Origin of the sequence: Alteromonas gilva (genome assembly GCF_028595265.1) — a bacterium.
Lineage (GTDB): Bacteria > Pseudomonadota > Gammaproteobacteria > Enterobacterales > Alteromonadaceae > Alteromonas > Alteromonas gilva.
Genome location: NZ_JAQQXP010000001.1, coordinates 2322651 through 2349098 on the forward strand (window position 1 = coordinate 2322651; position 26448 = coordinate 2349098).

Consider the following 26448-nt stretch of genomic DNA (forward strand, 5'->3'; position numbering starts at 1 on the left):
TTTAGCGTAAAGGTAAGTGTTAATCTGTATTTGCTTAATCGGTTAGGTATGAGCGTTAAAGCGACCGGCAAAATGTAAACAAAAATCACGCACATATCACGCAAATATAAAGTAAAAACAAACGCGATATTCGCGTAATGAATCAACTCAGCTACACTATAGTGCTTGAAGGTCGCATATTTTTAGGTCAACACAAAACAACATTGCGAGTACTTTATATTTGCAACAACAAACAGGTTTGCGTCGTTCTGACCGGCCAATAGTGTGTACCGTGGTCAGACGAAAACAGCTTATACTACTGTTACTTAGGTTAAAGAATAGTATCGTATCAGGATAGCCGATGAAGAATGCACCACAATTGCCGGATGAAAATGAACGAATAAAAACCCTGCAAAGTTTAAATGTGTTAGATACGCCGCCGGAAGAGCGGTTTGACCGAATTACCAGGCTGGCAGCCAAGGTGTTTCAGGTGCCAATTGCCCTGGTATCACTGATTGATTCTGAGCGGCAATGGTTTAAGTCTTCTCAGGGATTAAATGCGTGTGAAACCGGACGCGATATTTCGTTCTGCGGCCATGCTATAGAACACGACGATATTTTCGTCATCGAAAACGCCACCGAAGATTTTCGTTTTTTTGATAACCCACTGGTAACGGGCGAGCCCCACATTCGCTTTTATGCTGGCTGCCCCCTTGTGCATCCAAATGGCCAGCGGCTGGGAACCTTGTGTCTGATAGACCAAAAACCCCGAACCTTAACTGCAACCTTACGCAAAACACTCAATGATCTGGCTGCCGTTGCCCAGCTGGAGTTAGTTGAGCAGCAGACAAACCAACTCGACAGTGAAACGGGCTTACAAAATAAACAAGGATTCATCGACATTGGAAAGTTGATTTTGCCTGCCTGCGAGGAATTAAAACTGCCCGTATCAATCGCACTTTTGCAAATAAACGGCCTCGAAACTAACACGCCCCCGGCGCAATACAAGTCTGTTCTGAGCAATCTTATTGGCGCGTTTAACCAGGAATTTCGCAGTTCAGATCTGGTCGGCCGGTATAACCACAATACGTTTTGCGCACTGGTCACTAATGCAGGTGAAGAGAGCACGGCAATAAAGGCGGCTAATGTGAAAACCTTAATTAATGAGAAGTTACGTAATGCTTCACTGATTGAAGGACTTAGTGTAAACACAGCGGTTGTAGAGAAACAGCAGAAAGTAACCCTGGAGCACTTGATAAGTGTCGCATTTAAGCAGCTCAACGAACAGCCCTAGCTGAGTTTTTTGATGAGTATTGCGGCGTTACTGGCGACTAATTTTTCACCCCGGACAGTGGTTTAGCGAACCAAAGTCAATTGAGAGTTATATGGATTTAAATCATTTAAAAACCTATCACAACATTGTCTCAGACCAATTGACTTCCTTTGATAAAAAAGTAAAGCAGTTGCTGTCGCTTGGACTGCAGGTGTTAAACGCTGAAGTGGGCGTGGTAAGCAGAGTGGTAAACGACTTTTACACCATCGTTTTTGTCTCACCGAACGCTTACAAGTTGCAAGCCGGAACACGACTCGACGTGGCAAACACGCTTTGCACATTCACCTTAAAAAATAATGATATCACTTACCTGACGGCAGCAGATGCACCAAGCGATATTAACCACTTTAATATTACCAGCCTGAAACCAGAAACCTACATAGGCGCCCCTATTTATAACGGTCAGGAAACCTACGGCACCATTAATTTTATTTCATCTACCCCCCGCACAACGCCCTTTAACGATGACGACATTGAAATCATCACGCTCATCGCGCGCTGGATAGGCGCAGAACTGCAACGTAATCGAACCTATCAAATCCTGTACAGCAAAAACCAGTTGTTAGAGCGCTTAGAAGAAGTCGCCAAAATTGGCACCTGGGAGTTAGATCTGGTTAGCGAAGAGTTAAAGTGGAGCAGATACACAAAGGTAATACACGAAGTGCCGGCCAATTACCTACCGCAACTGGCCATGGCCATTAATTATTACAAGCAGGGTAAAAGTCAGAAAACCATTATCGCCGCGATCGAGCAGGCAAAGGCCGGCGGTAAACCTTTCAGCGTCGAAGCTCAGCTGATTACGGCCAAAAACAATACTATCTGGGTAGCGGCAAAAGGTCAGGCCGATTTTATAGACGGCCAGTGCGTGCGACTATTTGGTACTATTCAGGATGTCACAGAGTCTGTTGCGCAGCGTCTGGAGCTGGAAAAACAAAAACAGGCTGCCCAGCATTTACTCGGACAACGAACCAAATTGTTCGCTAAGGTGAGTCATGAACTGCGCACCCCATTAAATGGGGTCATCGGCATGCTTACCGCGGCACTGGATATGGACGATGCTGACGCTCGTAACGAAAAGCTCACCGTTGCCTTACGCTGCGGTGATTTACTGTTAGACATTATCAATGAAGTACTGGACTACTCAAAACTCACCCACGGCGATATGGGGTTAGAACCATCTGAGTTTCAATTAAATCAGATATTTCTCGATCTGGTTTCACTGTACGCGCCCCTGTGTGATACCAAGCCCGTCAAACTTACTCATAAATTGTTAATTGAAGATGACTTATGGGTTCATTTTGATTCCACCCGCCTGCGGCAAATTGTGGCAAACCTGCTCAACAATGCGGTGAAATTTACCGAAACAGGCACGGTCAAATTATGGGTGTCAGCCACACGCGACAATGATATTTGCAAGCTCATCATTAAAGTCGCGGACACCGGTGTCGGCATGTCGTCAGAGACGCTGAACGGTCTTTTTGAGCCATTCTCGCAAGGGCCTAAAGGCACCGCTCAACAATACGGTGGTACTGGTTTGGGCTTGTCTATCGTAAAAGAATTAATCACCTTAATGGAAGGGACCATTGACGTAAAAAGCGATATTGACCGGGGCTCCATGTTTACCGTCAGCCTCAGCGTACCGTTAGCGCAATCCCAACCTCAAACCGAAAATACGACTATTGAAAGCCTTGTCGATGCATCGGCATTAAACATCCTGGTGGTGGATGACAACGAGATAAATCGCTTAGTCATGGACGCGTTATTACAGGAGTTTAACGCCCAGCCAGACTTTGCTGTAGACGGCGAAAACGCCGTGTATAAATGCCGTTCGAAGTCTTATGACGTGATTTTTATGGACTGTTTTATGCCGGTTATGGATGGCTTTGAAGCCACAAGGACCTTAAAAAGTAAGGCGATTGTGGGCAAGCACTGCAAAATTATTGCGTTAACGGCAAACACTTCTGACGCTGACAAGCGAGCCTGTAAAGCAGCCGGCATGGATATGTTTTTGTCGAAACCGGTAAAAATTGAAGCGATACAAAAAGTGCTTGAGCGCATTATATAGCGGCAAAGAAATGGCGTTAAGCTAAGCCAGAGCTTACGGCAATAAAAAACCCGCAACATGTGCGGGTTTTTTAGAATGTGGCGGAGAGTGAGGGATTCGAACCCCCGGAAGGTTTAACCCTTCGTCTGATTTCAAGTCAGGTGCATTCAACCGGACTCTGCCAACTCTCCGTAAGTGCTGCGTATTCTAACGATATTTTTGGCTCTGTAAAGCGTCAAATATAAATTTCTGCCATCTTATCCTGCTAAGTGTCGACCTTTTAACCAAACCGGTTTGAAAGTAGCCATTCGCTTTGGCCAGGACGGTCACGCTATCGATTATTCTCTGTCACAATCTAAAAACTGTAAAAAGAGCAATTTGCAAACTAAAACCCATAATAATCCAGCAACGCTATTTCAACGTAGAGATTGTCATTCTGTGAGCGATATTATAAACCACTAAGGTTATGCGATTCATTGCCTGGTAACGGGTGCTCAGCGCGACAAACCAATATCACAAACGTCTTGGAGAGCATGATGTCAACATTAACACGCCGTCACTTTATACAACTCATGGGAGCGAGTACGTTGATAAGCTCCCCTCTCCTGCGTGCTGCGGTGCCTAAACGCAAAATAGGCGTTGCCTTGTTAGGACTGGGTGGTTACAGCACGGGTTTACTGGCTCCAGCGTTACAATCAACCAAACATTGTGAACTGCGCGGTATTATTACCGGCAGCCCGGAGAAGGTTCCCCAGTGGCAACAAAAATATGGCATTCCCGATACCAATGTCTACTCCTATGCCACCATGGCAGAGATCGCCAACAACCCGGATATTGATGTCATATATGTCGTCACCCCCACTGCAACCCATAAAGATTTCGCCGTGCGCGCGGCAAACACAGGAAAACATGTGTGGTGCGAAAAACCCATGGCGATGAACGAAGCTGAGTGCCAGGCCATTATTAATGCCTGCCGTAAAAATAATGTCATGCTGTCGATTGGCTATCGCATGCAGCACGAACCCAACACTCGGCGACTGGCCGGTTACGCTGCTACCTCACCGTATGGCAAAATCACCGGGCTGGAGAGCTTCGCCGGGTACGGTGGTAATGGTTTACCGCCAGACAACTGGCGCATGCAAAAAGCCATGGGCGGCGGCGCACTCTACGATATGGGTGTCTATGCAATCAATGGTGCCAGGTTTATCACCCGCCGGGAGCCGATTGCTGTAACAGGAGAGGTATTTATGGACCACCCCGCCTTTAACGAGGTCGACAACACAACCTTGTTTACCATGGATTTTGGTGATGGGCTGATGGCCGATTGCGGCACCAGCGTTGTGGAGTCGTTTAACCGTCTCAAAACAACCTGTGAAAACGGCAGTTACCAGCTTAAACCAATGCAGTCCTACTCCGGTGTGGAAGCAACAACCAGCGACGGTCGGCACTTCCCGGCGATAAAAGGGATGCAGCAAACCCTGCAAATGGATAACGATGCACTGGCCATTTTGGGCCGGGGCCCCGCTTTGGTTTCTGCCGAAGACGGCATGCGCGACATTCGTATTGTAAACGCTATACGTAAAGCCGCCGAGACCGGTAAAACCGTAACGCTGTAAAAGCTGCTCAATTAACAGTGCTGGCTTTTGTGTTTGATAGGCAATGCCAGCTATGCCAAAGCAAAAGTCTGCTATATTAGCGCTGGTAAAAGTAATAATTTTTAAGCAATAAAAAACCCGCAACATGTGCGGGTTTTTTAGAATGTGGCGGAGAGTGAGGGATTCATTCGTGCCATCCGTGGCACTCACCCTGCGGGCAGCCTAACGGCTGTGCAAATCGACGTCCTGTCGATTTGTCAAACCCCAAACGGGGGTTCTCACCCTCACAATGAGTCGTAGCATTTTATTTAGCGCAATAAAAAACCCGCAACATGTGCGGGTTTTTAGAATGTGGCGGAGAGTGAGGGATTCGAACCCCCGGAAGGTTTAACCCTTCGTCTGATTTCAAGTCAGGTGCATTCAACCGGACTCTGCCAACTCTCCTTGAGTGATGCGAATCTTAATGAAATTTTTATGACTGTAAAGTGTTAATTTAAAAAAACGGGCCCGGATGACGGAGTTTTAACCAATTCAGCTCATGGATTAACCTGTCCGGGGCTCAAATAAAATATTTCATTGCATTGATAGGCATTAGCTATTGAAAGTTGGAACTAAAACCCATACAAATGCTCTAAGCTATAGCGTATTATAGTGTTGAAACATTTTTGCCTGTCCTATTGGAGGAAACAATGGATAATCGTTCGGTGTATACTAGTGCATCAAGACCTTCGGTATTAGAAACCAATAAAGTTTTACGTAATACTTACATGCTTTTAGGCATGACACTGCTCTTTAGTGCATTGTGTGCTGGTATCACATATGCTATCGTCATTACAAAAATGACCTCATTAGTGATGACGATTGGTGCCTTTATTACTTTATTTGTGGTTCACAAAAAAGCTGATTCAGCGTCTGGTATTTACTGGATTTTCCTGTTTACCGGCTTACTTGGCGGTTCATTAGGACATATGCTCAGCTATTACGTAACAATTCCGGGTGGCCCGAAGTTAATTGCCCAGGCTCTGGGTGGTACAGCGCTAATTTTCTTTGCGTTGTCAGCTTATGTGCTAACGACCAAGAAAGACTTCTCATTTATGGGCGGTTTCTTGTTTGTAGGTATCATGGTGGTTCTGGTTGCAGCCATTGCAAATATCTTCTTTGCAGCGCCGGCAGTTCAGTTAGCCATTAGTGCGGCCATTGTGTTCTTAATGTCTGGTTTTATTTTGTTTGATACCAGTCGCATTATCCACGGCGGCGAAACCAACTACATTCGCGCAACCGTTGGCCTGTACCTGAACATCTACAACCTGTTTGTAGCCCTGCTTCAGTTATTAGGCGTATTCGGTAGCGATGACTAAGTCTTAGTTAGATTATTGAGAAAACACCCCGTAAAGGGGTGTTTTTGTTTTATGCCAAGTATTTCAGTACTCATTACCTGCTCACCCGAGTCACCCGCCCGGTGCATAAACGCGCTCGATTACTGCAAAAGCCTACTTGAGCAAGGCAGTACAATAAACCAGATCTTTTTTTATCAGGCCGGGGTTTACCACGCCAACGGGCTGGTAGACGCTGGCAGCACCAACTTAGATCTCCCTGCAAGGTGGTCAGTGTTTGCCGCTAACTTCGGCGTACCGTTACTGGTGTGTGTGGGTGCCGCCACACAGCGCGGTATTATTGATGCTGCCCAGGCCGGGCAAACCGGCAAAGCCCACCACTCTCTTTTTGCCCCTTTTGAACAAGTCGGTTTGGGCGAATTTTTTACCCGCCTGCACGATGCCAACAAGCTGGTACAATTTTAATGGCGACTATTGCAGTATTACTTACCCAACCGCCCTACGGACAACAGCGCAGCGCCGATGGTATTGAGTTTGCGTTGGCCTCCACCAATTACGGGCATGAATGCCATGTGATTTTTTGTGCTGAAGGGGTTTATCAGCTGTTAAACAATCAGGCACCAGCACAGCAAAAAAATCACTTAAAACAAACCAATGTACTGCCATTTTACGACATTGACCCCATTTACGTGTGTGAGCGTTCGATGGCCAGCCTCAGGATTGCACCAGAGGATCTGGGCGTAAATGATGTTGAGGTATTATCGGCCGACGCCATGCATACGTTAATTAGCCGCTGCGACCATACGGTGACATTTTAATGATCGTATCAATAACCCAATCACATTTAACGCCCTCGCAACTGGCTTTCCTGCAATTGTTAAACAGCGATGATGTCATTCTTTGCCGCGCTGATGGCGTGTATGCCTGTGCCGGGTTAATTCAATCGGAGGTAAGACCGCGATGCCTTGCGTTGCAGGATGACTGTCTCAGCCGTGGCATAACCAGTGCGCAATCAGTTACAATGGCAGAGCTTATTCAATTGCAAGCAACCCATCAGCAATGGATCACACTCTGATATGAGCGACACTTTTCATTTTGAATGGCAAAACCAACGCTTTGCCACTGACAAACTTGGCTATTTATTAGATTACCGCCAATGGCAGCTGGATATGGTGCCCTGTTTAGCCGAGCAAGAAGGCATCGAGCTGACCGAGGCGCACTGGGAAGTGGTGCTATTTGTGCGCGAGTTTTACCTCGAATATGAAACCAGCCCGGCGATCCGGGCGCTGGTAAAAGCCATGGCAGCCAAATACGGGCCCGACAAGGGCAATAGCCGTTACCTGCAACGCCTCTTTCCCAGAGGCCCTGCCAAGCAAGCGACCAAATTAGCCGGTTTGCCCAAGCCCAAAAAATGTTTGTAACACTGTTGTGTTTGCAAGGTATTCAAAAAACGGTAGCAAGTACCTCCGGTTTCAATTCCTCGCTATCGCCTCATTGCCAGTGTATAAACAATCAAAGCGCGCATTGATATGATGGTTACCGTTAGTATAGTTGCAATAAACTGAGTGCTCTGCCCGCTTAAACGGCAGAATAACGGCAAACTGCGTAAACCTTACCCTTTTGGAATATCGATGGTCATCTGTATATTCTGGCTAACCCATTCAGCGCTGGGGTCAGATTCCACACCAATGCCATAGGCAAGGCGGTCGATAGGAAATGACGCCACCAGTCGGCCATCTTGGTTGTTGAGGGTAAACTCCATGGCGTTGCTCTTGCCTCGAAGTGTAAGATTCCCCTTTACAACAAAACCTTGTGCGGTTTTTGTCACACTGGTGCTTGCAAACTTGCCCTGAGGATGGTTTTTTACGTCAAACCAATCACCTTCTGGCAAGGTTTCATCGTAGGTAGCATTACCGGTTTTAGCGCTCGACAAATCGAAACTGGCAGTAATAGCCCCCCCATTGCCGTTGTCAGAAGTACCAGGCAGATTAACCTGTGCCTGCCATTTTTCAAACGTACCCGAAAAACGCATGCCGACGTGCTCAGCACTAAAGTCAACCCGCGCATTGGTGTTATCAACCGCATAGCGGGCCATTACCGGATGAACGTGCAGGCAAACAACCAGCGCCAATAATCCTTTTAATATTTTCACACTTATTTACTCCACCACATACGTGTTATTAATTGAAGACCATGCCTTTTTTTATGCATGATCACTGCTGCAATATGCCCGAGAATCATCATGCCAAGCGCAATGGCAGTAAGCCAGTGAATATTACGCGCCAGGCTTTCAATGGTTTTGTTACGCTCAACGAAAGGAATATGGGGCCACTTGATCCAATCCACAAATACAAATGTGGGCAAACCAAAGGGGCTGGCAGACACCATAAGCCAACCGCTTAACGGCATGACTACAAGGGCTGTATAGAGCCCTATGTGGCCAAGCTTAGCGAGTTTTTGTTCGTGCGCTGACAGCATTGCAGGTAATGGCGGTTGCTCGCTGAATAGCCGCACAACAATGCGCAGCACAATTGCCCAGAGCATGATTACCCCGCTAGCCTTATGAATTTGAAAAAGCTGATATTGATCGGCCTTTGGCATGTCTATATTTACCATAGCAATACCGCTGGCGAGCATAAACAGTATGCCCAGCGCAATTAGCCAGTGCAGAACAATACTAATGCTGTGATATCGGGTGGTTGGATACATTTAGCTGTGTACTCGCTTTATCATCATTATACTCTCACTGGCTGATTACTCAGTTTTAACAAACTCAGCTTCAATCATAACCGTTACGCTATCGCCTATAAACGGAATATATTTTGTCATGCCCCAACGCGAACGCTCAATAACCGTGGACGCTGAAAACCCCATAGTAGGCTTGCGGGTGAACGGCTGCAACTGCATCGCGCCATTTAGCGTTACATCCAGTGAAACCGGCAGCGTGTTACCCAAAAACGTCAGATCACCCGTCATTATGGCGGTGTTCTCCCCGGTAATTGCTATATTAGTGGATACAAAATCGATGCTAGGGAACGCGCCTGCATTAAACCAGCCATCGTCGGTTGCTAACACATGATTAAAGTCTTCTTCGTCCGCGTTGGGGTAAGCGGTTTGGATGGAACGAGGGTCAATCGACACTTGCACTTCACTGTTTGCCAGATTACCCGGATCAAAATCAATCGCACCATCAAACGAAGCAAAACGCGCAACATAATCTGACAAGCCAAAGTGGGAGACTTTCCACACGACACTGGCATGGGTCAAGTCGAGTTTATAGTGGCCTTCTGGCATCTCACTGTACTGACTTTTGGCAAACACCCATGACACACAACTGAGCAGTGAAAAGCTAACCACAACAGTTAATATTTTTACGATTTTCATTCTGTTATTCCCTGTTAATAAGGCCTGGTTCAAAACAGTCAACGCTGTATAAACTGGCACACTGGCACTCGCCGGAGGCGCTGCCTGAAAAGTTCGTCATAAAAGCATTTTAGTCTTTGCCATTCCCTTTGATAAAGCGCCCTTTGACTTGAGCGTTAAAATAGAGCCCCCTGCTCTGCCTATTAGCGTTTACATGACCGTCGCGCGATTAATCCGCTTTCAGTTAAACCCATATTGGGATACCAAAGATCAACAAGCTACAAAATTTGTACACTGCTGCTCAACAACGTAGTTCATTTACCTATCACATTTATGAGCAAAATGCTTTTTATTGCACTCTCAGCAGCCTGCGTATAATCTGAGAAAAAAGCCTTAATAATTGCCTTATTTAACAGCGCAATTCAAAATACATAATGGGTACCCTACCGGTGATTACGCACATAAAAGTGGCTATTACGCTGTTAGTTTTACTACTTTGTGGTTGTCAGACAACATCTGAACCTATCGCCCCTGAGTTAATGCATGTCAGGCTGCCAGAATATCCCCCGGAGATATTTACCGAAAAAAACGTCATACAACCCGATGACGTGTTTGCTCTGTCAAACGATCAACGCCTCGAGTTTCTCAATTACTTTCATGACGCAAAAAATCAGCACATACCCGCACATATGCGCTTATATGAGTACCTTTCTGCGCTCACAGAGGGTTTTACCTATAAAGGCAGCACTTACACAGCAACCCAGGCTTATGCCTTCCAGCAGGGAAATTGTTTGTCCCTGGCCATTTTGACCACCGCATTAGCGCAAGCAGCGGGCATCGAGGTAAGTTACCAGAGGGTCAACAGCGCCCCGGTTTACTTCAAACATGATAATGTCATGAGCATCGGCTCTCACGTACGTACCTTTGTCTACGATCCGGATTTTACGCCCAAGCCCAATATGATTGTGATTCAAAAGCCTCGCATGGTAATTGACTATTTCCCTTCCACCGCCAGTACCAAAGGTAAAACTGTATCTGCGCAGGACTTTCTTGCTCTGTATTATCAAAACATGGCGGCCGAAGCCATTGTCGGTGACGATCTCGACCTCGCTCATGCTTATATCAAACAAGGCCTGCAAGTGTCGCCTTTACATCCAGAGTCACTCAATACCCTTGCCGTAATTCTTATCAAAAAATCTCAGCCCAAAATCGCTGGGGAAATTTATGCCTACCTTTACCAAACAGGTATCGGTACTGTGACTACCCTGAGTAATTTTGCCTTATTAAAAGAACGCGCCGGTGATCTGAAAGGCGCAAAGGCTCTGCTTGCCGAAGTGGATAAAATTGAAGATGATAACCCTTACGAATGGTTAGATACCGCTGATCGACAGTTACGCAAGCAACATCTGGCAATTGCCCTCAAATACTACAAAAAAGCAATTGAAGTAGCCCCCTATCTGGCTGAGGGGTACTTTGGCGTGGCCAATGTTTTGTATCGTAAAGGCAAATTTGAACAAGCGTTGCAATACTTAACACAAGCGAAAGACATGGCGTATATACCCGAAGACGAAATGCGTTACAGCGCAAAAATCGTGTCTCTGAAAACTTCTCTTCACTAATGCCAGTGCTTGACTAACACTACACTCCATAACATCACGTACGTCGATACGCCCTCACATACGCCGTCTCGATAGTGCAAGTTGAACCGCCAGACCAACACGGACTTAGAATCGCTTAAACTTATGGTTCTATTGCTAGCCGGTGGGCTCGAGACGGTTCTTAACGCTTCAACAATATCATCGGCCGCGGCCGCAACTGTATATATTTTATACTTATTATTTCTCAGAAGTTTTAAAACTCTACTATACTCAAAAATCAGATATGTACTGAGCAAAATAGGCATCGCATTATGGCAACCAGCAAAGAAAGCAGCAAGCAAGTGAGCTCAACCGCAAGGACGAGTAAGGTTGCTACCGACACTCAGGCCAGTGACGACTTTGATTTGATCCCGAGAAATCTCAAACAAACCAAAAAACCGGTGACGATAGACTGCGAGCACACGCAGTATTTTACCGAAAAAGACGTCAATAAAATTTTACGCAATTTAGATCAACTCAAAAACACTATCTATCCAGACCATATAGCCAGCGAAGACGATAAAAAACCCTCACCTAATTTTCCATCTGTGTGCTTAATAGGATTAGGACGTTGTGGCTCAAATATCGCGTTGGATGTTGCTTCCCTTGTTCATGATGCCCGTGATTATTATCTTGATCAGTATCAGCACGATCTATCGAAAATGAAAGAAGCTGAAAGTAAATCACTGAAGTGGCTGCAGCGTAGTATTCGCTTAAAAGCTGAAAAAACCTTCCGCCCGGTGTTTTTGATTGAACCGCTGGTTATGCTGGGTGATTTAGATAAAGACATAGAGGGGCGCATTCGCTTTTCGTCGAAAGGTACGCAAAACGACTTTCTGAAAACCTACAATAAGTTACGCATAATGGACTTGTCAGAGGTTCATGCCGGGGGTGCGGGTAACGCGCCTATTCTGGGTCAGTACCTGGCTAAAATAATACTCAACAAGCAAACCGAAGACTTTAATAATGCCGAATGGAAAGCCATTCATTCGTATTTGATTGATTCCTGTGGGATCAAGGCGAACCAGTCACGCCTGTATTTTTATATTTTTAGTGCCGGTGGTGGTACCGGTTCGGGTATGGCGTCTGAATTTGGCCTTGCTCAGCAGTATGCTTATTTGCGTAAAACCTTTGATACCAAGGTGTACAAGGAGTCGAACTCACAACGCCAGGGCTTTGTGTTTGAGCCTATCTTTACCAGCGGCATTTGCATTCTGCCGAATATCTCTGACCATACCGAAATGTCTGAAGCTCTGCATATTAATGCCGGGCGTTTACTGTGCAAATACCTGGCCGAGGAGTGGTGTTTTTCTTACGATATGAACAACGATACATCGCAGGAATCCACCCAGCAAAGATTGCGCCCCTGGAACGCCATGATGCTGATTTCCAATGACATTATGCGTTACGCTGAGCAAAGCGATGCCAACAGTGATATGCGCTACATTGACGTAAACTCAATGGAAAAGCATGCCAATCAGTATATCAGCCAGCAAATTTTTAATATTTTAACTGCTCAGTCGGTGACCACCGATTACGATCAGGATTACTTCAGACGCGCCGGCATTGATATTGGCGAAACGATTCGACTGGACGCCAATGATCTCTTTATGAGCCTTGCCGGGCCGGTTGCCATTGCTTATGGTGAATCGGTAGTCGAAGATACTGACGGTCTGCAAATCAGAACAGAAAAGAAAAAAGCGTTAGATATTGATAATTTATTCTTCCGCTCAATAGATCTGCCTCACTTTAATAAGCAAACCCAGGCAATTGAAGGCATAAGCCTGTTACCTATCGAGGCAGAGGCTTATAAAGCTGAACTGAAAAAGTATCAGGAGTCGGGCTATGTGTCAGACAATTTAAAAGAGCTACACTTCTTTAAGAACTGCTCGTCGGTGGTATCGATAGTCTCGTTGCCCAAAGATTACAAGTTGTCTTATATTGATTTAAATAAGCTAAAAACCCATTTAAACAATCTGTTCCCTAATACCACGCTTAAACGTTACGCTTTGGTGATTGGTGCTTCTGCCAACCTCTCGATGACCACGCTGATCGCAAAAAGCCCCTGTTTGAGCGATGATTTCCTCACCTTGCTGGTTTCCTACATTAAACGCTGCTTTGCCAAAGACAGCTGCCGTTTTGATGAGTCACTCGATACAGCAATCGTTGACTTTATTAAGGCCCCGGAATTTGATACCTCTAAGTTAGATGACATGCTGGAGGAGTTTGAAAATCCGGCGAAAATACTCGACACAAACTGGTACGCAATAAAACCCATGTACGAGAAAAAGTATCGTGAGCTGATTAACCAGCCTGACAATTTCACTTCAATTAATGATATCCGTTTGTCCGTGGACTGCGTCAAACAAGCGATACATTATTTGCGCGAAATCTATCGTCACCGGATTAGCAAGACACGGGTTATTTCATTGAGCGGCGCGAAAAAGCCCACTGAGAACAAAACCGCCGGGAGCAGCGATAACAACGTGTCAGAGTAAATGGCAACTAAGGCCTTAAACAGGGCTGTTTTACCATTAAAAAAGCCGCTAAAAGCGGCTTTTTGCAAATATTGGAGATCATCAGGCGGCAGGTTAGTCGATAACCGTAATACCGCCCATGTAACTGACTAGTGCCTCAGGTACTTTTACCGTGCCGTCGGCTTGCTGATAATTTTCTAAAATGGCAACCATTGTGCGCCCTACCGCTAAGCCCGAACCGTTGAGAGTATGCAGCAGCTCTGGCTTGTTAGTTTCAGGGTTGCGGTATCTGGCCTGCATACGACGGGCCTGAAAATCAAGCATATTCGAGCAGGAAGAAATCTCACGATAGGTATTTTGTGCCGGTAGCCACACTTCCAAATCATAAGTTTTGCACGAGCCAAAGCCCATATCACCGGTACACAGCAATACTTTGCGGTAAGCCAAACCAAGCTTTTGCAGAATCACTTCGGCATGCCCGGTGAGCTCTTCCAGGGCATCAAAACTGTCTTCGGGTTTTACCAATTGCACCATTTCGACTTTATCAAACTGGTGCTGGCGAATAAGACCACGGGTATCCCGGCCATAACTGCCAGCCTCACTCCGAAAACACGGCGTGTGAGCAGTCATCTTAATGGGTAATTCTTTGGCCGCAAAAATTTCATCGCGGGCCAGGTTAGTCAGTGGCACTTCAGCCGTTGGGATCAGCGACAACCCCTGTCCCTCTTCCGTTGCAGGTTGAGTATGGAATAAGTCCTCACCAAACTTCGGCAGTTGTCCGGTGCCCAACAGGCTGTCGGCATTCACCAGATAGGGCACATACATTTCGGTATACCCGTGCTCTGCGGTATGCACGTCTAACATAAACTGCGCCAGGGCACGGTGTAAACGGGCAAACTTGTCACGCATAACCACAAAACGGCTGCCGGTAATCTTTACCGAAGCTTCAAAGTCGATACCTTTATTGAGGTTTTCAGCAATATCCACGTGATCTTTAACTTCAAAATCGAAGTTGGGGATTTCGCCCCACTTACTGATTTCAACGTTTTCACTTTCGTCTTTGCCAGCCGGTACACTGTCGTGCGGCAGGTTCGGAATTTCCAGCATTAACGCATTCACTTCAGCGAGTATTTCTGCCAGTTCGGCCTTGGCGCTATCGAGCTGTTCGCCCAGTGACGATACTTCGGCTAACAGTGGCGCAATATCCTGGCCCTGACTTTTTGCTTTACCAATGGATTTACTTCGCGTGTTGCGCTCGTTTTGCAAATCTTGGGTTTTGATTTGTAATGCTTTTCGTTTTTCTTCTAATGCATTAAAAGCCGCGACATCCAGACTAAAACCGCGGCTAGCCAGCCGCTCAGCGGTAACGTCAATGTCGCTTCGCAAACACTTTGGATCTAACATGTTCTTTTCTTTATCCTTTGGTTAATTCCACCGCCAGCCATGCTGCAAGCAGGCAAGCACACACATTCAATAACATATTGGCCAACGCTTTTATCCATAACCCGTTCTCAAGTAAAGTGAGGGTCTCTATGGTAAAGGTTGAAAACGTCGTGAAGGCACCTAACAGGCCAACACCAATTAATGCCCTGTAGGGTTGCTCAGCCAGTTCGCCGCGCTCGATAAAGCCATACAGAGTTGCTAATAAAAACGAGCCAATAACATTGACCGCAAGTGTACCAAAGGGCAGCGCTTTTCCAAACAACGAATCAATCATCGTGGTGCAGAAATACCGTAAGCAGGCACCAACAGCTCCGCCTGTGGCAATAAATAAATAAAGCGATAGGGTTGTGTGTGTCATTAGCCGTTCCGTTTTTGTTGGCTCTGTGCGTTTAAGTTATCCAGATAATCCCGTTTTGCTTTGAGCTGTTTTTCCAGACCGCGTTCTGTAGGTACATAATAGCGCGTGTCGCTAAGTTCAGGCGGTAGATAGCATTCACCCGCCGCAAAAGCATTGGGTTCGTTGTGCGCATAGCGATATTCCTCACCATGCCCCATCTCTTTTAACAGTTTAGTGGGAGCATTGCGTAAATGCACCGGCACCGGGTAATCAGGTTTGTCTTTCGCGTCTTGCCTGGCCTGACTAAAGGCCATGTATACCGCGTTACTTTTGGCTGCCAGGGCACAATATACCGCGGCCTGTGCAATAGCTCGCTCGCCCTCGGCGGGCCCTACCCGATGATACACATCCCAGGCATTAACACATAGCTGCATGGCTCTGGGATCGGCATTACCGATATCTTCTGACACAATCGCTAACAGCCGCCGTGCGACATACAGCGCATCGCCGCCGCCATTAAGAATTCGCGCATACCAATAGAGCGCCGCATCGGGATCTGAGCCACGTACCGATTTATGAAACGCCGAAATTAAATCGTAAAAGGTGTCGCCTTGCTTATCATAGCTGGCCACCTTTTCGCCCACCGCCTGCTCAATGTCACTCAGTACAATCTGGTTGCTGTTAGTAAAGTCGCTGGCCAGTTCTAAATAAGTTAACAAGCGGCGTCCGTCACCACCGGACAAACCAATTAAGGCTTGCCTGGCATCCTCAGCCAGGCTCAGATTACGCTCTCCCAGGCCTCGCTCCGTTTCGGTCAGAGCACGATTGAGTAAGGCATCCAGGGCGTCGTCACCGATGGCCTTTAGCACATATACCCGCACCCGCGACAACAGTGCATTGTTGAGTTCAAATGAGGGGTTTTCTGTGGTCGCGCCAACAAATGTCACCACCCCTGACTCAACAAAGGGTAAAAAGGCGTCTTGCTGAGATTTATTAAAGCGATGCACTTCATCAACAAACAGCAGTGTACGCTCGCCCATGGATTGGTTTTGTTCGGCTTGCTCCATGGCCGCGCGGATGTCTTTTACGCCCGATGTCACCGCCGATAATTTAATGACCTGCGCATGGGTGTAGGTAGCGATTAACTCCGCCATGGTGGTTTTGCCGGTTCCTGGCGGCCCCCACAATACCATCGAATGGCACTGGCCGGACTCGAGCATTTTGCGCAGCGGTTTACCGGCCCCGACCAGGTGTTCCTGGCCAACATATTCATCAAGATTCGCCGGTCGCATACGGGCTGCCAGCGGCGCATAGGTCTGCTGACTAAACAAACTCATGAGCGCTGATCGTCGACCATAAACCCTTCAGGCACGTTGGCCCGAAATGTGTCGCTACTAATCGTCTGATTAAATTGACGCTGACTAAACTCAATGACACTCTGCTGGCCCTGACTATCGAGCATAACAAGGGATGCAAGGCCGCCGTCGGCAAAGGCCAGCGTCAGGGCTTTGATCTGTCCGCTGTCAGCCAGCGCACTTACCTTAAAGGTTTTATCATCGAGTTGTTCAATACTGTACTGCTGCCATACCTTTTCATCGTTGCTGGTCAGCAACACCATGGGGTTGTTTTCCACAGCCTGCTGTTGTGACATCACTGTCACCTGTTCAACCCAGTAATCGATATGCCATACCGATTCACCGTCAGCAATGAGTACGGTTTCATCCGGCTGTTGGGTTTCCCAGCGTAGTTGATTAGGACGGGCCATCATAATGGTGCCACTGGCCTGATGGACGGTTTCGCCCTGTTCATCGATGACTTGCTGGCTAAAGCCAGCCTGAAAAGACTCCAGCGACGACAAACGGGTCTTAAGCGTACCGGCATCATCAGCCATAGCATTGCCTGAAATACAGACTAATAAGATGCCTAAACGGCCAGTCAAACGCTTTAATTGGGTAATCATACTGCTTCCTGTTTTAATCTCTGGGCGGTGCTGGCGCGAGCACTTCGCGGTTACCATTGTGGCCCGCCGGGGTGACGACTCCACTGGCTTCCATCTGCTCAACTAAACGGGCAGCCCGGTTATAGCCGATACGGAATTTTCGCTGCACACCCGACACTGAGGCGCGGCGCGATTCAGTCACAAAGGCCACGGCCTCGTCGTAGAAGGCGTCAACTTCCTGATCGCCCCCTTCAGGCTGTTCACCTGGTAATAAGACCTCTGCCGAGGATTCCGGGTTCAGTATTTCGTCGATATATTCAGGCTCTCCACGCTTTTTCCAGTCTGCCACGACCGCATGAACCTCGTGATCGTCAACAAAGGCGCCGTGAACACGAGTCGGTACCGGACTACCCGGCGGCAAGTAAAGCATATCCCCCATACCCAGCAAGGTTTCGGCACCCTGTTGATCTAATATGGTACGCGAATCAATTTTGCTCGATACCTGAAAGGCTATACGGGTAGGAATGTTAGCTTTAATCAAACCGGTGATAACATCCACCGATGGCCGCTGAGTGGCCAACACTAAATGGATCCCTGCGGCCCGTGCTTTTTGCGCAATACGGGCAATCAGTTCTTCAACTTTCTTGCCTACAATCATGATCATGTCGGCAAACTCATCAACCACCACCACAATCGACGGCAGCTTCTCAAGATCAGGCGCTTCTTCCAACATGCTTTCTTCGGCCCGCCAGAGTGGATCTTTCAGTGGTTCGCCGTCTGCAATGGCCTGTTTAACCTTCGCGTTATAACCTTTTAAGTTACGTACCCCAACGGCTGACATTAGTTTATAGCGACGTTCCATTTCGCCCACACACCATCTGAGTGCGTTAGCGGCCTCTTTCATATCAGTCACTACCTCGGCCAGCAAATGGGGAATGCCTTCGTACACCGATAACTCGAGCATTTTGGGGTCGATCATGATCATCCGCACGTCTTCCGGGGTCGACTTGTACAGCAAACTGAGGATCATCACATTGACCCCTACCGATTTACCCGAGCCTGTCGTCCCGGCAACCAGCAAGTGCGGCATTTTAGCCAAATCAACCACCACCGGATCGCCGCTTATATCGGCGCCCAGGACCATGGTTAACGGTGAGCTACTTGACTGAAACGCTTCGCAGCCAATGACTTCAATCATTCTCACCATTTCACGGTGTTTATTGGGGAGTTCCAGCCCAATCACCGATTTGCCCGGAATAATTTCGACAACACGCACTGAGGTTGCCGACATTTCGCGGGCTAAATCTTTTGATAAACTGGTGATTTTGCTTACTTTAACGCCAGGGGCCAAATCAATTTCAAAGCGTGTAATAACCGGACCCGGATAAACCCCCACCACCGATGCATCGATATTAAAATTAGCCAGTTTGTCTTCAACCAGACGCGACACCATATCCAGCTCTTCCTGGGAAATGGGGTTTTCTTTTTTATTTGCACGGTCAAGTAAGTCAAACGACGGCATCGCGCCAATATCCTCGTCATCACCCTGTATGTCACTCTTAGGTGGGCGAATTGACTTAGCACCGCGGGCAATGGGCTGAGGCGCGGCCATTGGCTGGGCGTTCGGACTTTTCGGTGGTGCTGGCGGTGCAGACTCGCTATGCCCTACCCCACCGTCGTGATCATCAATATCATCGACATTAAATGGCGGTAAATCGTCGTGTTCGTCGGCGATCGAAAACACATCGTCCGGAATGGTAAATGTCGGTTCGCTGCGTTCATTGACACTGTTTGCGGTGCGCTGTTCAGCCGTTTTGCTGTGCACAGGTGGGTTGTTTTCTGCCGGGGGCTCCGCACGCATGCTGGTTATATTTACTTCTCCGTCCTGCTTGCTCTGCGCTGTCATTTTGTTGGGTAATGACAAGGAAACCGGCACATTGAGCGACAACAGTTTCTGTGGCGCCGACACTGATTTGCGCCCAAGCCACAGCGTCCCCTCACCGAGCTTGTCGATAATCAACAGCCAGGAGATCCCCGTCATCAGGGTGAATCCCACGCAGCAAAAGCTCAACAGCAACAATACGGTGCCGGCGACATTAAAATAAGGCACTAATGCTGAGCTAATCACATCACCGACTAAGCCGCCGGCACTAAAACTGAACAGATCATCAAAGTTAATGCTCGAAATACCGGTTAAACCCAGCGCTATCAGCAAGGCACCAATAACCCGCAGCCCAATCGCCAAATAATCAAGCTCGCGCCATGTTTTAACATTGTGAAAAAAGAACCAGCCTACAAAGGCACTGCAAAATGGCGTCGCATAGGCTAAATAACCAAAGGTGAAAAAAAGTAAATCAGCCGTCCAGGCGCCCGTTGGGCCCACCCAGTTATGCACATTGTTTTGCAGACCAGCCTGACTCCACCCAGGATCCCCCGGATGAAACGAAGCCAAAGCCAGTAATAAGAAAAACGCGAAGGCGCAGGCTATAATAATACCTGCTTCCCAAATTCGCTGAATGCCAGATAATCGCACCATATCCCCAAATATCTCTCTTTGCCGGTCTGTGATATTGCCGGTCATTTATTTTATATATTGCGCACTCGTTCGCCGGTTATGCCTCAACTGACACTTTTTAATGGCTCCAGACCCGCCATCATATCATCCACACCCAGAACTGCTATGGCCTTATTTTGTATTAATTCGCAGACTATTGGTACTTTTTACTTCTTCCATTACCACATAGGTCCGCGACGCGCTTACCCCCGGTAACCGTAACAGCGTGTCACCGAGTAGTTTACGGTAACTCGACATATCAGCTACACGGGCCTTCAGCAAGAAATCAAAATTGCCAGATACCAGATGACACTCTTGTATATCATCGTGTTGCTGAACCGCGGCTGAAAAGTCGGCAAATATATCAACCGACGTTTTCGACAAGGTAATCTCAACGAACACCAGCATGGCTGCACCCAGCTTATGCGGGTCTAAGTTTGCATGATAGCCCATAATATAGCCCTGCGACTCTAATCGTTTGACTCTCTCTAAACACGGGCTTGGGCTCAGGCCCACCTGTTTAGCCAGCTCCACGTTAGCAATGCGGCCATCACGTTGCAGTGCAGTAAGTATATTGCGATCGATTCTATCAAGGTGCTTGGGTGTTTTTACCAGCATATATAATGTTGCCTACCAGCTGTTTTTCCAAATATTGAACTGCATTTTTCAATAATACAGCACAATTATTTCCATATATTCCACTATACTCAGCATCTTTACAAAACTCAACAACACAGGCAGCACAGCGATGTTAGTAGGTGTACCCAAAGAAATAAAAAATCATGAATACCGCGTAGGCTTAACCCCGGCCGCGGTTAAAGAATTTGTTACCCATGGCCATAAGGTCATGGTAGAGACCAACGCTGGCAGCGCCATCGGATTTACCGATGAGATGTACACCGAAGCGGGCGCAAGCATTGCCGCCACCGCAGAGCAGGTGTTCGCCGAAGCCGAAATGATCATTAAGGTAAAAGAGCCGCAACCCAACGAGTGTAAACAGTTACGCCGCGGTCAAACGCTTTATACCTATCTGCACCTGGCCCCCGATCCTGTTCAAACCAAGTTGCTGATTGAGTCAGGCGCCACCTGTATTGCCTATGAGACCGTTACCGATAACCGCGGTGGCTTGCCATTACTGGCACCAATGAGTGAAGTGGCCGGTCGTATGTCGGTACAGGCCGGCGCACATTATCTGGAAAAAGCCCACGGCGGCAGCGGCACATTATTGGGCGGCGTGCCCGGCGTTGCGCCTGGCAAGGTACTGGTCATCGGTGGCGGTGTGGTAGGCACGAATGCTGCCAAAATGGCATTAGGCCTTGGCGCTGACGTGACCATTTTAGACCGTTCACTGCCACGTTTACGCGAGCTGGATGATATCTTCAACGGTCAGGTAAAAACGGTATATTCAACTGTTGACGCCATTGAGTATTACTCGACCACAGCCGATCTGGTGATTGGTGCGGTACTCATACCAGGTGCTGCCGCGCCTAAACTGTTAAACAAACAACATATTGCTAATATGAAAAAAGGCGCCGTTGTAGTGGATGTGGCCATTGATCAGGGCGGTTGTTTTGCGACCTCCAAAGCCACTACCCATCAGGATCCGGTGTACATTATTGATGAAGTGGTCCATTACTGCGTTGCCAACATGCCAGGTGGCGTGGCGCGCACCTCAACCATGGCCCTTAATAATGCGACCTTGCCCTTTGGTTTAGCGCTGGCTAATAAAGGCCCTAAACAAGCCATGATGGAAGACTTACATTTATTAAATGGCCTGAACGTGCACGAAGGTAAAGTTACCTATAAAGCCGTGGTTGAAGCGCTTGGTGAGGAGCTGGATATTCAGTATACCCCGCCGATGGACGCGCTGCGCTAAAACGGTAAATATTACGTCACCAAAAAAGCCCCGACACCGGGGCTTTTTTACAGGTAACGTTCAGTGCGCTGAAATCTTTGTCGGTAAGTAAGTTGCACCATTCGGGCGTTTGAAGCCGGCAATAGCGCTAGCGACAATTCAATTAGGCATTAATACTGTGGTTAATAGCTTGCAGGGTTTCCAGTGGCTTATCAGCCTGGGTAATCGGACGGCCCATGACCAGATAACTCACACCCGCGTTAATGGCGTCAACCGGTGTCATAACCCGCTTTTGATCGCCTACGTCGCTGCCAGCAGGACGTATACCAGGTGTTACTAACAAAAACTCGTCGCTGTGCTGGCCGCGCAACATTACCGCTTCTTTTGCCGAGCACACCACGCCATCAAGGCCGCTTTCTGCTGTTAGCCTGGCGAGTTTTTCCACTTGTTGGGCTGGTGTTACGTTTGGCACCATTTTATTTAGCTGTTCGTCATTCATACTCGTTAAGACGGTTACCGCTATAAGTTTGGTTTGCGGATGGCTCGATTCGGCTATCGCTTTTTTAGCCGCTTTCATCATCTCGTCACCGCCACTGGCGTGCACGTTGACCATCCACACGCCCATTTCGGCTGCGGCCTTACATGCTTTTGCAACAGTATTAGGGATATCATGAAATTTTAAATCTAAAAAGACATCAAAGCCCCGTTTTACCAGTGACTTCACAAACTCGGGTCCAAACAGCGTAAACATCTCTTTGCCAACTTTAAGCTTGCAAAGGCTGGGATCAAGCTGAGCTACCAGTTGATCAGCGGTGTCGATATTATCGAAATCCAGGGCCACGATAACGCGCGCGTCTTGAATCATTATTGTTACTCTCCGTCTAAACCTCTTATGGGATGCACCACACCCCATTTTTTACATGATGGACACAACCAGTACAATTTACGACCAGAAAAACCACAACTCTTGCAACGATAACGCGGTCGTTGGGCTATTTGGCTGGCGACCAACTCATTTAACTGCTGATAAGTTGCTTTGGCATTAGGGTCGTCACTGAGTTCGCAATACAATTGCATGAGGCGGTGAAACCCCCGCATGGTTGGCGTTTTCTGAATTTGTTCAAACAAGTAGTCGGCTGCTTGTTGGGGCTGACCTTTATTGACTAATACATCAGCCATCGCCAGATAAAGGGTCGCACTTTGTACCCAGTTTTCTTTCAATAAAGCTTCAAAATGTTGCCAGTCAGCAGTTTCTGCGGCAATTTGTTTTAGCAGTGGAATCGCCTCAATAAACCAGTTCTTATCACGGCTGGCTATCTGTGTAAGATACTCACCGGCCTCTTTTAAACGACCCTGGTCGAAGGTAACTTCGCCAAGCATCAGCCACGGACGTATTGCTTTCTCATCAACATTGACCGCTTTTTGTAATAACGCAAGTGCCTGGGGAATTTGCTCATTATCGAGCTCTGACTGAGCCTGCTCACAGTAAAAATGCGCTAAGCGGCCACGAATGTCGTCATTTTCACTGACCATTTTTTCGGCAAGTTCGATAGCCCGCGGCCATTCCTTGGTTGTTTGATAAATGGCAAATAACTGTTGCTGGGCAAATTCAAAGTGTTTGTCGGTACTGAGCAGCTTAACAAACGCTCCTTCAGCACGTTCTAAAAACCCGGCCTGCATATAATCACGGCCCAACTCTTTTAATGCCAATTCGCGCTGTGTAGCTTGAATTTCGTCGCGGCTAACGAGGTTTTGATGCACGCGTATAGCCCGATCAATTTCACCGCGATGGCGAAAGAAATTACCCATGGCAATATGGGTTTCTACCGTATCGCTGTTCACGTTGATCATCTTTATCAACGTATCAACCGCCCGATCGGGTTGATCTGACAACAGGAAATTCAGGCCACGAAAATAGTGTTTTGAAAGGATACTGGATTGCTTACGTTGCGCTTGCCTGACGCTGTTGCGTCCCATGATATAACCATAACCTGCGGCAACCGGTAACAGTAAAAACAACAGCTCCAGCATAGTCGTTATTCTTTCTGCAGTTTTTTGAGTTTAGCCTGCACTCTCACTAGTTTTACGCGCAATGTCAGCCAGCTACTGAGAATAGCCAGGACACCTACCACAACACCCAAGCCCAGTGCTATGGCGATTAATGTCGCGATGGTCATGTCGGCTTTTGCAATCAGGTAATTGACCGATATAACCGCATCATTTTGCGAGCCAACCGCGATGGCGACCACTAAAATTATGATGATACAAAGAAGAAATGCTAAGCCTTTCAAGAGAATGATCCCGTTTCATGCGACTCTACGCAGGATAACAAAATGTTGATACCGTTACAGCATACAGATACAAAAAAAGCACTGACAACAGTGCTTTCTTTTCATATATCAGACTTTACCAATCAGGCAATAGAATCGTTCACCCGATCGCGTAACTCTTTACCTGGTTTAAAGTGAGGAACGTATTTACCGTCCAACTCAACTGTTTCACCGGTTTTCGGATTACGACCGACGCGCGGAGCGCGATAATGGAGAGAAAAACTACCAAAGCCACGGATTTCGATACGGTCACCCTTTTGCAGAGTTTGCGCCATCTGCTCCAACATCTCTTTGATAGCAGTTTCTAATTCTTTTGCCGGAATGTGGCGAGCCTGATCAGCGAGCCGCTCAATTAATTCAGACTTGGTCATCTTAACCTCTTTGTCATCGTATTTATCAAACAGCTACATCGGCAGGTATACGGCATTTACCGTATACCTGCTCTTACAAAATGCTTATTCGCCTTTTGCAGCTTTGAAAGCTTCAGCCATCGCGTTAGCAAAACCACCATCATCCTGCTGGTTTACTTTCTCGATTGCTTCTTTCTCGTCAGCCTGGTCCTTAGCTTTAACAGACAAGTTAACGATGCGGTTCTTACGGTCTACACCGGTGTACTTCGCTTCAATAACATCGCCTACGCTAACAACTTCAGACGCGTCTTCAACGCGCTCACGAGCAAGGTCGGCTACACGAATATAACCTTCAACTTCTTCAGCCAGGTTTACAGTAACGCCTTTGGCATCAGCTGCTGTAACTGTACCATTAACGATAGCACCTTTCTTGTTATCTGTCAGATACTTGTTGAAAGGATCTTCTTCGATTTGCTTAACGCCTAAAGAAATACGCTCACGCTCTGGGTCGACTTGCAGTACAACCGCTGAGATTTCGTCGCCTTTCTTATAGTCACGAACCGCGTCTTCACCAGACTTGTTCCATGAAATGTCAGACAAATGAACCAGACCATCGATGCCGCCGTCAAGGCCGATAAAGATACCAAAGTCAGTGATTGACTTGATCTTACCAGACACTTTGTCACCTTTTTCGTGTGACTTAGCGAAGGTTTCCCAAGGGTTATCGATACACTGCTTAAGGCCCAGAGAAATACGACGACGCTCTTCGTCAATTTCAAGCACCATAACTTCAACAGAGTCACCCAGGTTAACAACCTTAGATGGGTGGATGTTTTTGTTAGTCCAATCCATTTCAGATACGTGAACCAGACCTTCAACACCGTCTTCGATCTCTACGAAACAGCCGTAGTCAGTCAGGTTAGTCACCTGGCCAGTGATCTTAGTGCCTTCCGGGTAACGTTGGGCAATTTCTTGCCATGGATCGTTGCCCATCTGCTTCATACCAAGAGAAACACGTTGCTTTTCTTTGTCAAACTTAAGCACTTTAACGTTGATTTCGTCACCAACGTTAACGATTTCACTTGGGTGCTTAACGCGCTTCCAAGCCATATCAGTGATGTGCAGAAGACCATCTACACCGCCTAAGTCTACGAACGCACCGTAGTCAGTCAGGTTCTTAACGATACCTTTAACTTCATGACCTTCTTCCAGGTTCGCCAGTAATGTTTCGCGCTCTGCACTGTTTTCAGCTTCGATAACAGCACGACGAGAAACAACAACGTTGTTACGCTTAGCATCTAACTTGATTACTTTGAATTCAAGCTCTTTGCCTTCCAGGTGAGTGGTATCACGTACAGGGCGTACGTCTACTAATGAACCTGGTAAGAATGCGCGTACAGTGTTCACTTCAACAGTGAAACCACCTTTAACTTTACCGTTGATAATACCCTTGATAGTGGCTTTATCATCGTAAGCTTTTTCCAGCTCAACCCATGCTTCGTGGCGCTTCGCTTTTTCACGAGACAGAATAGTTTCACCAAAGCCGTCTTCTACTGCGTCTAACGCAACGTCGACTTCGTCACCGATAGCGATTTCAAGTTCGCCTTCGGCGTTTTTAAATTGTTCAGCTGGGATAGCACTTTCTGATTTGAGACCAGCGTCAACAAGAACGATGTCTTTATCAATTGAAACTACAGTACCCTTTACAATTGAACCAGGGCGAGTTTCCAGTTCTTGTAAGCTCTCTTCAAAAAGTTGTGCAAAATTTTCAGTCATATGATTCAGTTAATTAATCTAAGTTGACATCCACATTTCAATCCGGATAACGTGGGGTTATTAAACAGAGTCGTCACCTCCTGTGACAACGTTTGCGATGGT

Annotated in this window: 25 protein-coding genes and 2 tRNA genes; 11 read left to right on the forward strand and 16 right to left on the reverse strand. The window is 47.2% G+C overall.

Translation table 11 applies throughout. The annotated features are described in order from the left end of the window. Nucleotides 1-340 precede the first annotated feature (340 nt). Both OIK42_RS10160 and OIK42_RS10165 read left to right on the forward strand, forming a co-directional pair. Complete coding sequence (locus tag OIK42_RS10160; RefSeq protein WP_273640237.1) at nt 341-1273, forward strand: sensor domain-containing diguanylate cyclase; 933 nt, start codon at nt 341-343, stop codon at nt 1271-1273. A 91-nt stretch (nt 1274-1364) separates the two neighbouring features. Further along, on the forward strand, nt 1365-3377 hold the full coding sequence (locus tag OIK42_RS10165) for a GAF domain-containing hybrid sensor histidine kinase/response regulator (protein WP_273640239.1): 2013 nt from the start codon (nt 1365-1367) through the stop codon (nt 3375-3377). Between the two features lie 78 nt (nt 3378-3455). Here OIK42_RS10165 and OIK42_RS10170 read toward each other — a convergent pair. Continuing rightward, a tRNA-Ser gene (locus OIK42_RS10170) sits at nt 3456-3547 on the reverse strand. Between the two features lie 345 nt (nt 3548-3892). On the opposite strand from OIK42_RS10170, the gene OIK42_RS10175 reads away from it, so the two are divergent. Further along, nucleotides 3893-4972 carry a Gfo/Idh/MocA family protein gene (locus OIK42_RS10175; protein ID WP_273641486.1) on the forward strand — a complete coding sequence of 360 codons (1080 nt, stop codon included), beginning with the start codon at nt 3893-3895 and terminating at the stop codon, nt 4970-4972. 331 nt (nt 4973-5303) lie between these two features. Here OIK42_RS10175 and OIK42_RS10180 read toward each other — a convergent pair. Next, a tRNA-Ser gene (locus OIK42_RS10180) sits at nt 5304-5395 on the reverse strand. Nucleotides 5396-5640: 245 nt separating this feature from the next. Here OIK42_RS10180 and OIK42_RS10185 point away from each other — a divergent pair. Genes OIK42_RS10185 through OIK42_RS10205 form a run of 5 tightly spaced genes read left to right on the forward strand, consistent with a single transcriptional unit; the run spans nt 5641 to nt 7706 of the window. Further along, nucleotides 5641-6309 (forward strand): Bax inhibitor-1/YccA family protein, encoded by a 669-nt coding sequence (locus OIK42_RS10185; RefSeq protein ID WP_273640241.1) that lies wholly within the window; start codon nt 5641-5643, stop codon nt 6307-6309. Between the two features lie 51 nt (nt 6310-6360). Next, on the forward strand, nt 6361-6750 hold the full coding sequence (gene tusD, locus OIK42_RS10190) for a sulfurtransferase complex subunit TusD (protein WP_273640243.1): 390 nt from the start codon (nt 6361-6363) through the stop codon (nt 6748-6750). Then, nucleotides 6750-7103 (forward strand): DsrE family protein, encoded by a 354-nt coding sequence (locus OIK42_RS10195; protein ID WP_273640245.1) that lies wholly within the window; start codon nt 6750-6752, stop codon nt 7101-7103. The genes tusD and OIK42_RS10195 overlap by 1 nt, the downstream gene beginning before the upstream one ends. Beyond that, nucleotides 7103-7360 (forward strand): DsrH/TusB family sulfur metabolism protein, encoded by a 258-nt coding sequence (locus OIK42_RS10200; RefSeq protein WP_273640247.1) that lies wholly within the window; start codon nt 7103-7105, stop codon nt 7358-7360. Before OIK42_RS10195 ends, OIK42_RS10200 begins: the two co-directional genes overlap by 1 nt. A 1-nt stretch (nt 7361) precedes the next feature. After that, on the forward strand, nt 7362-7706 hold the full coding sequence (locus OIK42_RS10205; RefSeq protein WP_273640249.1) for a TusE/DsrC/DsvC family sulfur relay protein: 345 nt from the start codon (nt 7362-7364) through the stop codon (nt 7704-7706). A 191-nt stretch (nt 7707-7897) separates the two neighbouring features. On the opposite strand, the gene OIK42_RS10210 is transcribed toward OIK42_RS10205, so the two are convergent. From OIK42_RS10210 to OIK42_RS10220, 3 genes are read right to left on the reverse strand one after another with little or no spacing between them, the layout of a single operon-like run. Further along, a complete protein-coding gene (locus tag OIK42_RS10210) occupies nt 7898-8437 on the reverse strand; it encodes a YceI family protein (RefSeq protein WP_273640251.1) in 540 nt (179 codons plus the stop codon). A gap of 2 nt (nt 8438-8439) precedes the next feature. After that, nucleotides 8440-8994: a cytochrome b gene (locus OIK42_RS10215; RefSeq protein WP_273640253.1), complete on the reverse strand. Its 555-nt coding sequence runs from the start codon at nt 8992-8994 to the stop codon at nt 8440-8442. A 45-nt stretch (nt 8995-9039) separates the two neighbouring features. Continuing rightward, the gene (locus OIK42_RS10220; protein WP_273640255.1) at nt 9040-9669 is read right to left on the reverse strand and encodes a YceI family protein; all 630 of its coding nucleotides are present in this window, start codon (nt 9667-9669) and stop codon (nt 9040-9042) included. A gap of 428 nt (nt 9670-10097) precedes the next feature. Here OIK42_RS10220 and OIK42_RS10225 point away from each other — a divergent pair, with 428 nt between their 5' ends. Then, nucleotides 10098-11267, forward strand: coding sequence for a hypothetical protein (locus OIK42_RS10225; protein WP_273640257.1), 1170 nt, complete (start codon nt 10098-10100; stop codon nt 11265-11267). 290 nt (nt 11268-11557) lie between these two features. After that, nucleotides 11558-13783 carry a hypothetical protein gene (locus OIK42_RS10230; protein ID WP_273640258.1) on the forward strand — a complete coding sequence of 742 codons (2226 nt, stop codon included), beginning with the start codon at nt 11558-11560 and terminating at the stop codon, nt 13781-13783. Nucleotides 13784-13876: 93 nt separating this feature from the next. On the opposite strand, the gene serS is transcribed toward OIK42_RS10230, so the two are convergent. From serS to lrp, 6 genes are all read right to left on the reverse strand, one after another. Then, the gene (gene serS, locus OIK42_RS10235; RefSeq protein ID WP_273640260.1) at nt 13877-15166 is read right to left on the reverse strand and encodes a serine--tRNA ligase; all 1290 of its coding nucleotides are present in this window, start codon (nt 15164-15166) and stop codon (nt 13877-13879) included. A gap of 10 nt (nt 15167-15176) precedes the next feature. Then, nucleotides 15177-15563 (reverse strand): fluoride efflux transporter CrcB, encoded by a 387-nt coding sequence (crcB, locus tag OIK42_RS10240; RefSeq protein WP_273640262.1) that lies wholly within the window; start codon nt 15561-15563, stop codon nt 15177-15179. Then, complete coding sequence (locus OIK42_RS10245) at nt 15563-16879, reverse strand: replication-associated recombination protein A (RefSeq protein WP_273640264.1); 1317 nt, start codon at nt 16877-16879, stop codon at nt 15563-15565. The genes crcB and OIK42_RS10245 overlap by 1 nt, the downstream gene beginning before the upstream one ends. Further along, on the reverse strand, nt 16876-17502 hold the full coding sequence (lolA, locus tag OIK42_RS10250) for an outer membrane lipoprotein periplasmic chaperone LolA (RefSeq protein WP_273640266.1): 627 nt from the start codon (nt 17500-17502) through the stop codon (nt 16876-16878). Before lolA ends, OIK42_RS10245 begins: the two co-directional genes overlap by 4 nt. 13 nt (nt 17503-17515) lie before the next feature. Continuing rightward, complete coding sequence (locus tag OIK42_RS10255; protein WP_273640267.1) at nt 17516-20017, reverse strand: DNA translocase FtsK; 2502 nt, start codon at nt 20015-20017, stop codon at nt 17516-17518. Nucleotides 20018-20167: 150 nt separating this feature from the next. Then, entirely contained in the window at nt 20168-20653 is a 486-nt protein-coding gene (lrp, locus tag OIK42_RS10260; protein WP_273640270.1) for a leucine-responsive transcriptional regulator Lrp, read from the reverse strand. Nucleotides 20654-20783: 130 nt separating this feature from the next. Here lrp and ald point away from each other — a divergent pair, with 130 nt between their 5' ends. Beyond that, nucleotides 20784-21911 (forward strand): alanine dehydrogenase, encoded by a 1128-nt coding sequence (gene ald / locus OIK42_RS10265; protein ID WP_273640271.1) that lies wholly within the window; start codon nt 20784-20786, stop codon nt 21909-21911. A gap of 142 nt (nt 21912-22053) precedes the next feature. On the opposite strand, the gene pyrF is transcribed toward ald, so the two are convergent. The 5 genes from pyrF to rpsA all read right to left on the reverse strand — a co-directional run bounded on the left by pyrF (nt 22054) and on the right by rpsA (nt 26346). Beyond that, the gene (gene pyrF, locus OIK42_RS10270) at nt 22054-22752 is read right to left on the reverse strand and encodes an orotidine-5'-phosphate decarboxylase (protein WP_273641488.1); all 699 of its coding nucleotides are present in this window, start codon (nt 22750-22752) and stop codon (nt 22054-22056) included. A gap of 8 nt (nt 22753-22760) precedes the next feature. After that, entirely contained in the window at nt 22761-23921 is a 1161-nt protein-coding gene (lapB, locus tag OIK42_RS10275) for a lipopolysaccharide assembly protein LapB (protein ID WP_273640272.1), read from the reverse strand. Nucleotides 23922-23926: 5 nt separating this feature from the next. Continuing rightward, entirely contained in the window at nt 23927-24181 is a 255-nt protein-coding gene (locus tag OIK42_RS10280; protein ID WP_273640273.1) for a lipopolysaccharide assembly protein LapA domain-containing protein, read from the reverse strand. Nucleotides 24182-24303: 122 nt separating this feature from the next. Then, entirely contained in the window at nt 24304-24591 is a 288-nt protein-coding gene (ihfB, locus tag OIK42_RS10285; RefSeq protein ID WP_273640274.1) for an integration host factor subunit beta, read from the reverse strand. A gap of 84 nt (nt 24592-24675) precedes the next feature. After that, nucleotides 24676-26346 (reverse strand): 30S ribosomal protein S1, encoded by a 1671-nt coding sequence (rpsA, locus tag OIK42_RS10290; protein WP_273640275.1) that lies wholly within the window; start codon nt 26344-26346, stop codon nt 24676-24678. Between the last annotated feature and the right edge of the window lie 102 nt (nt 26347-26448).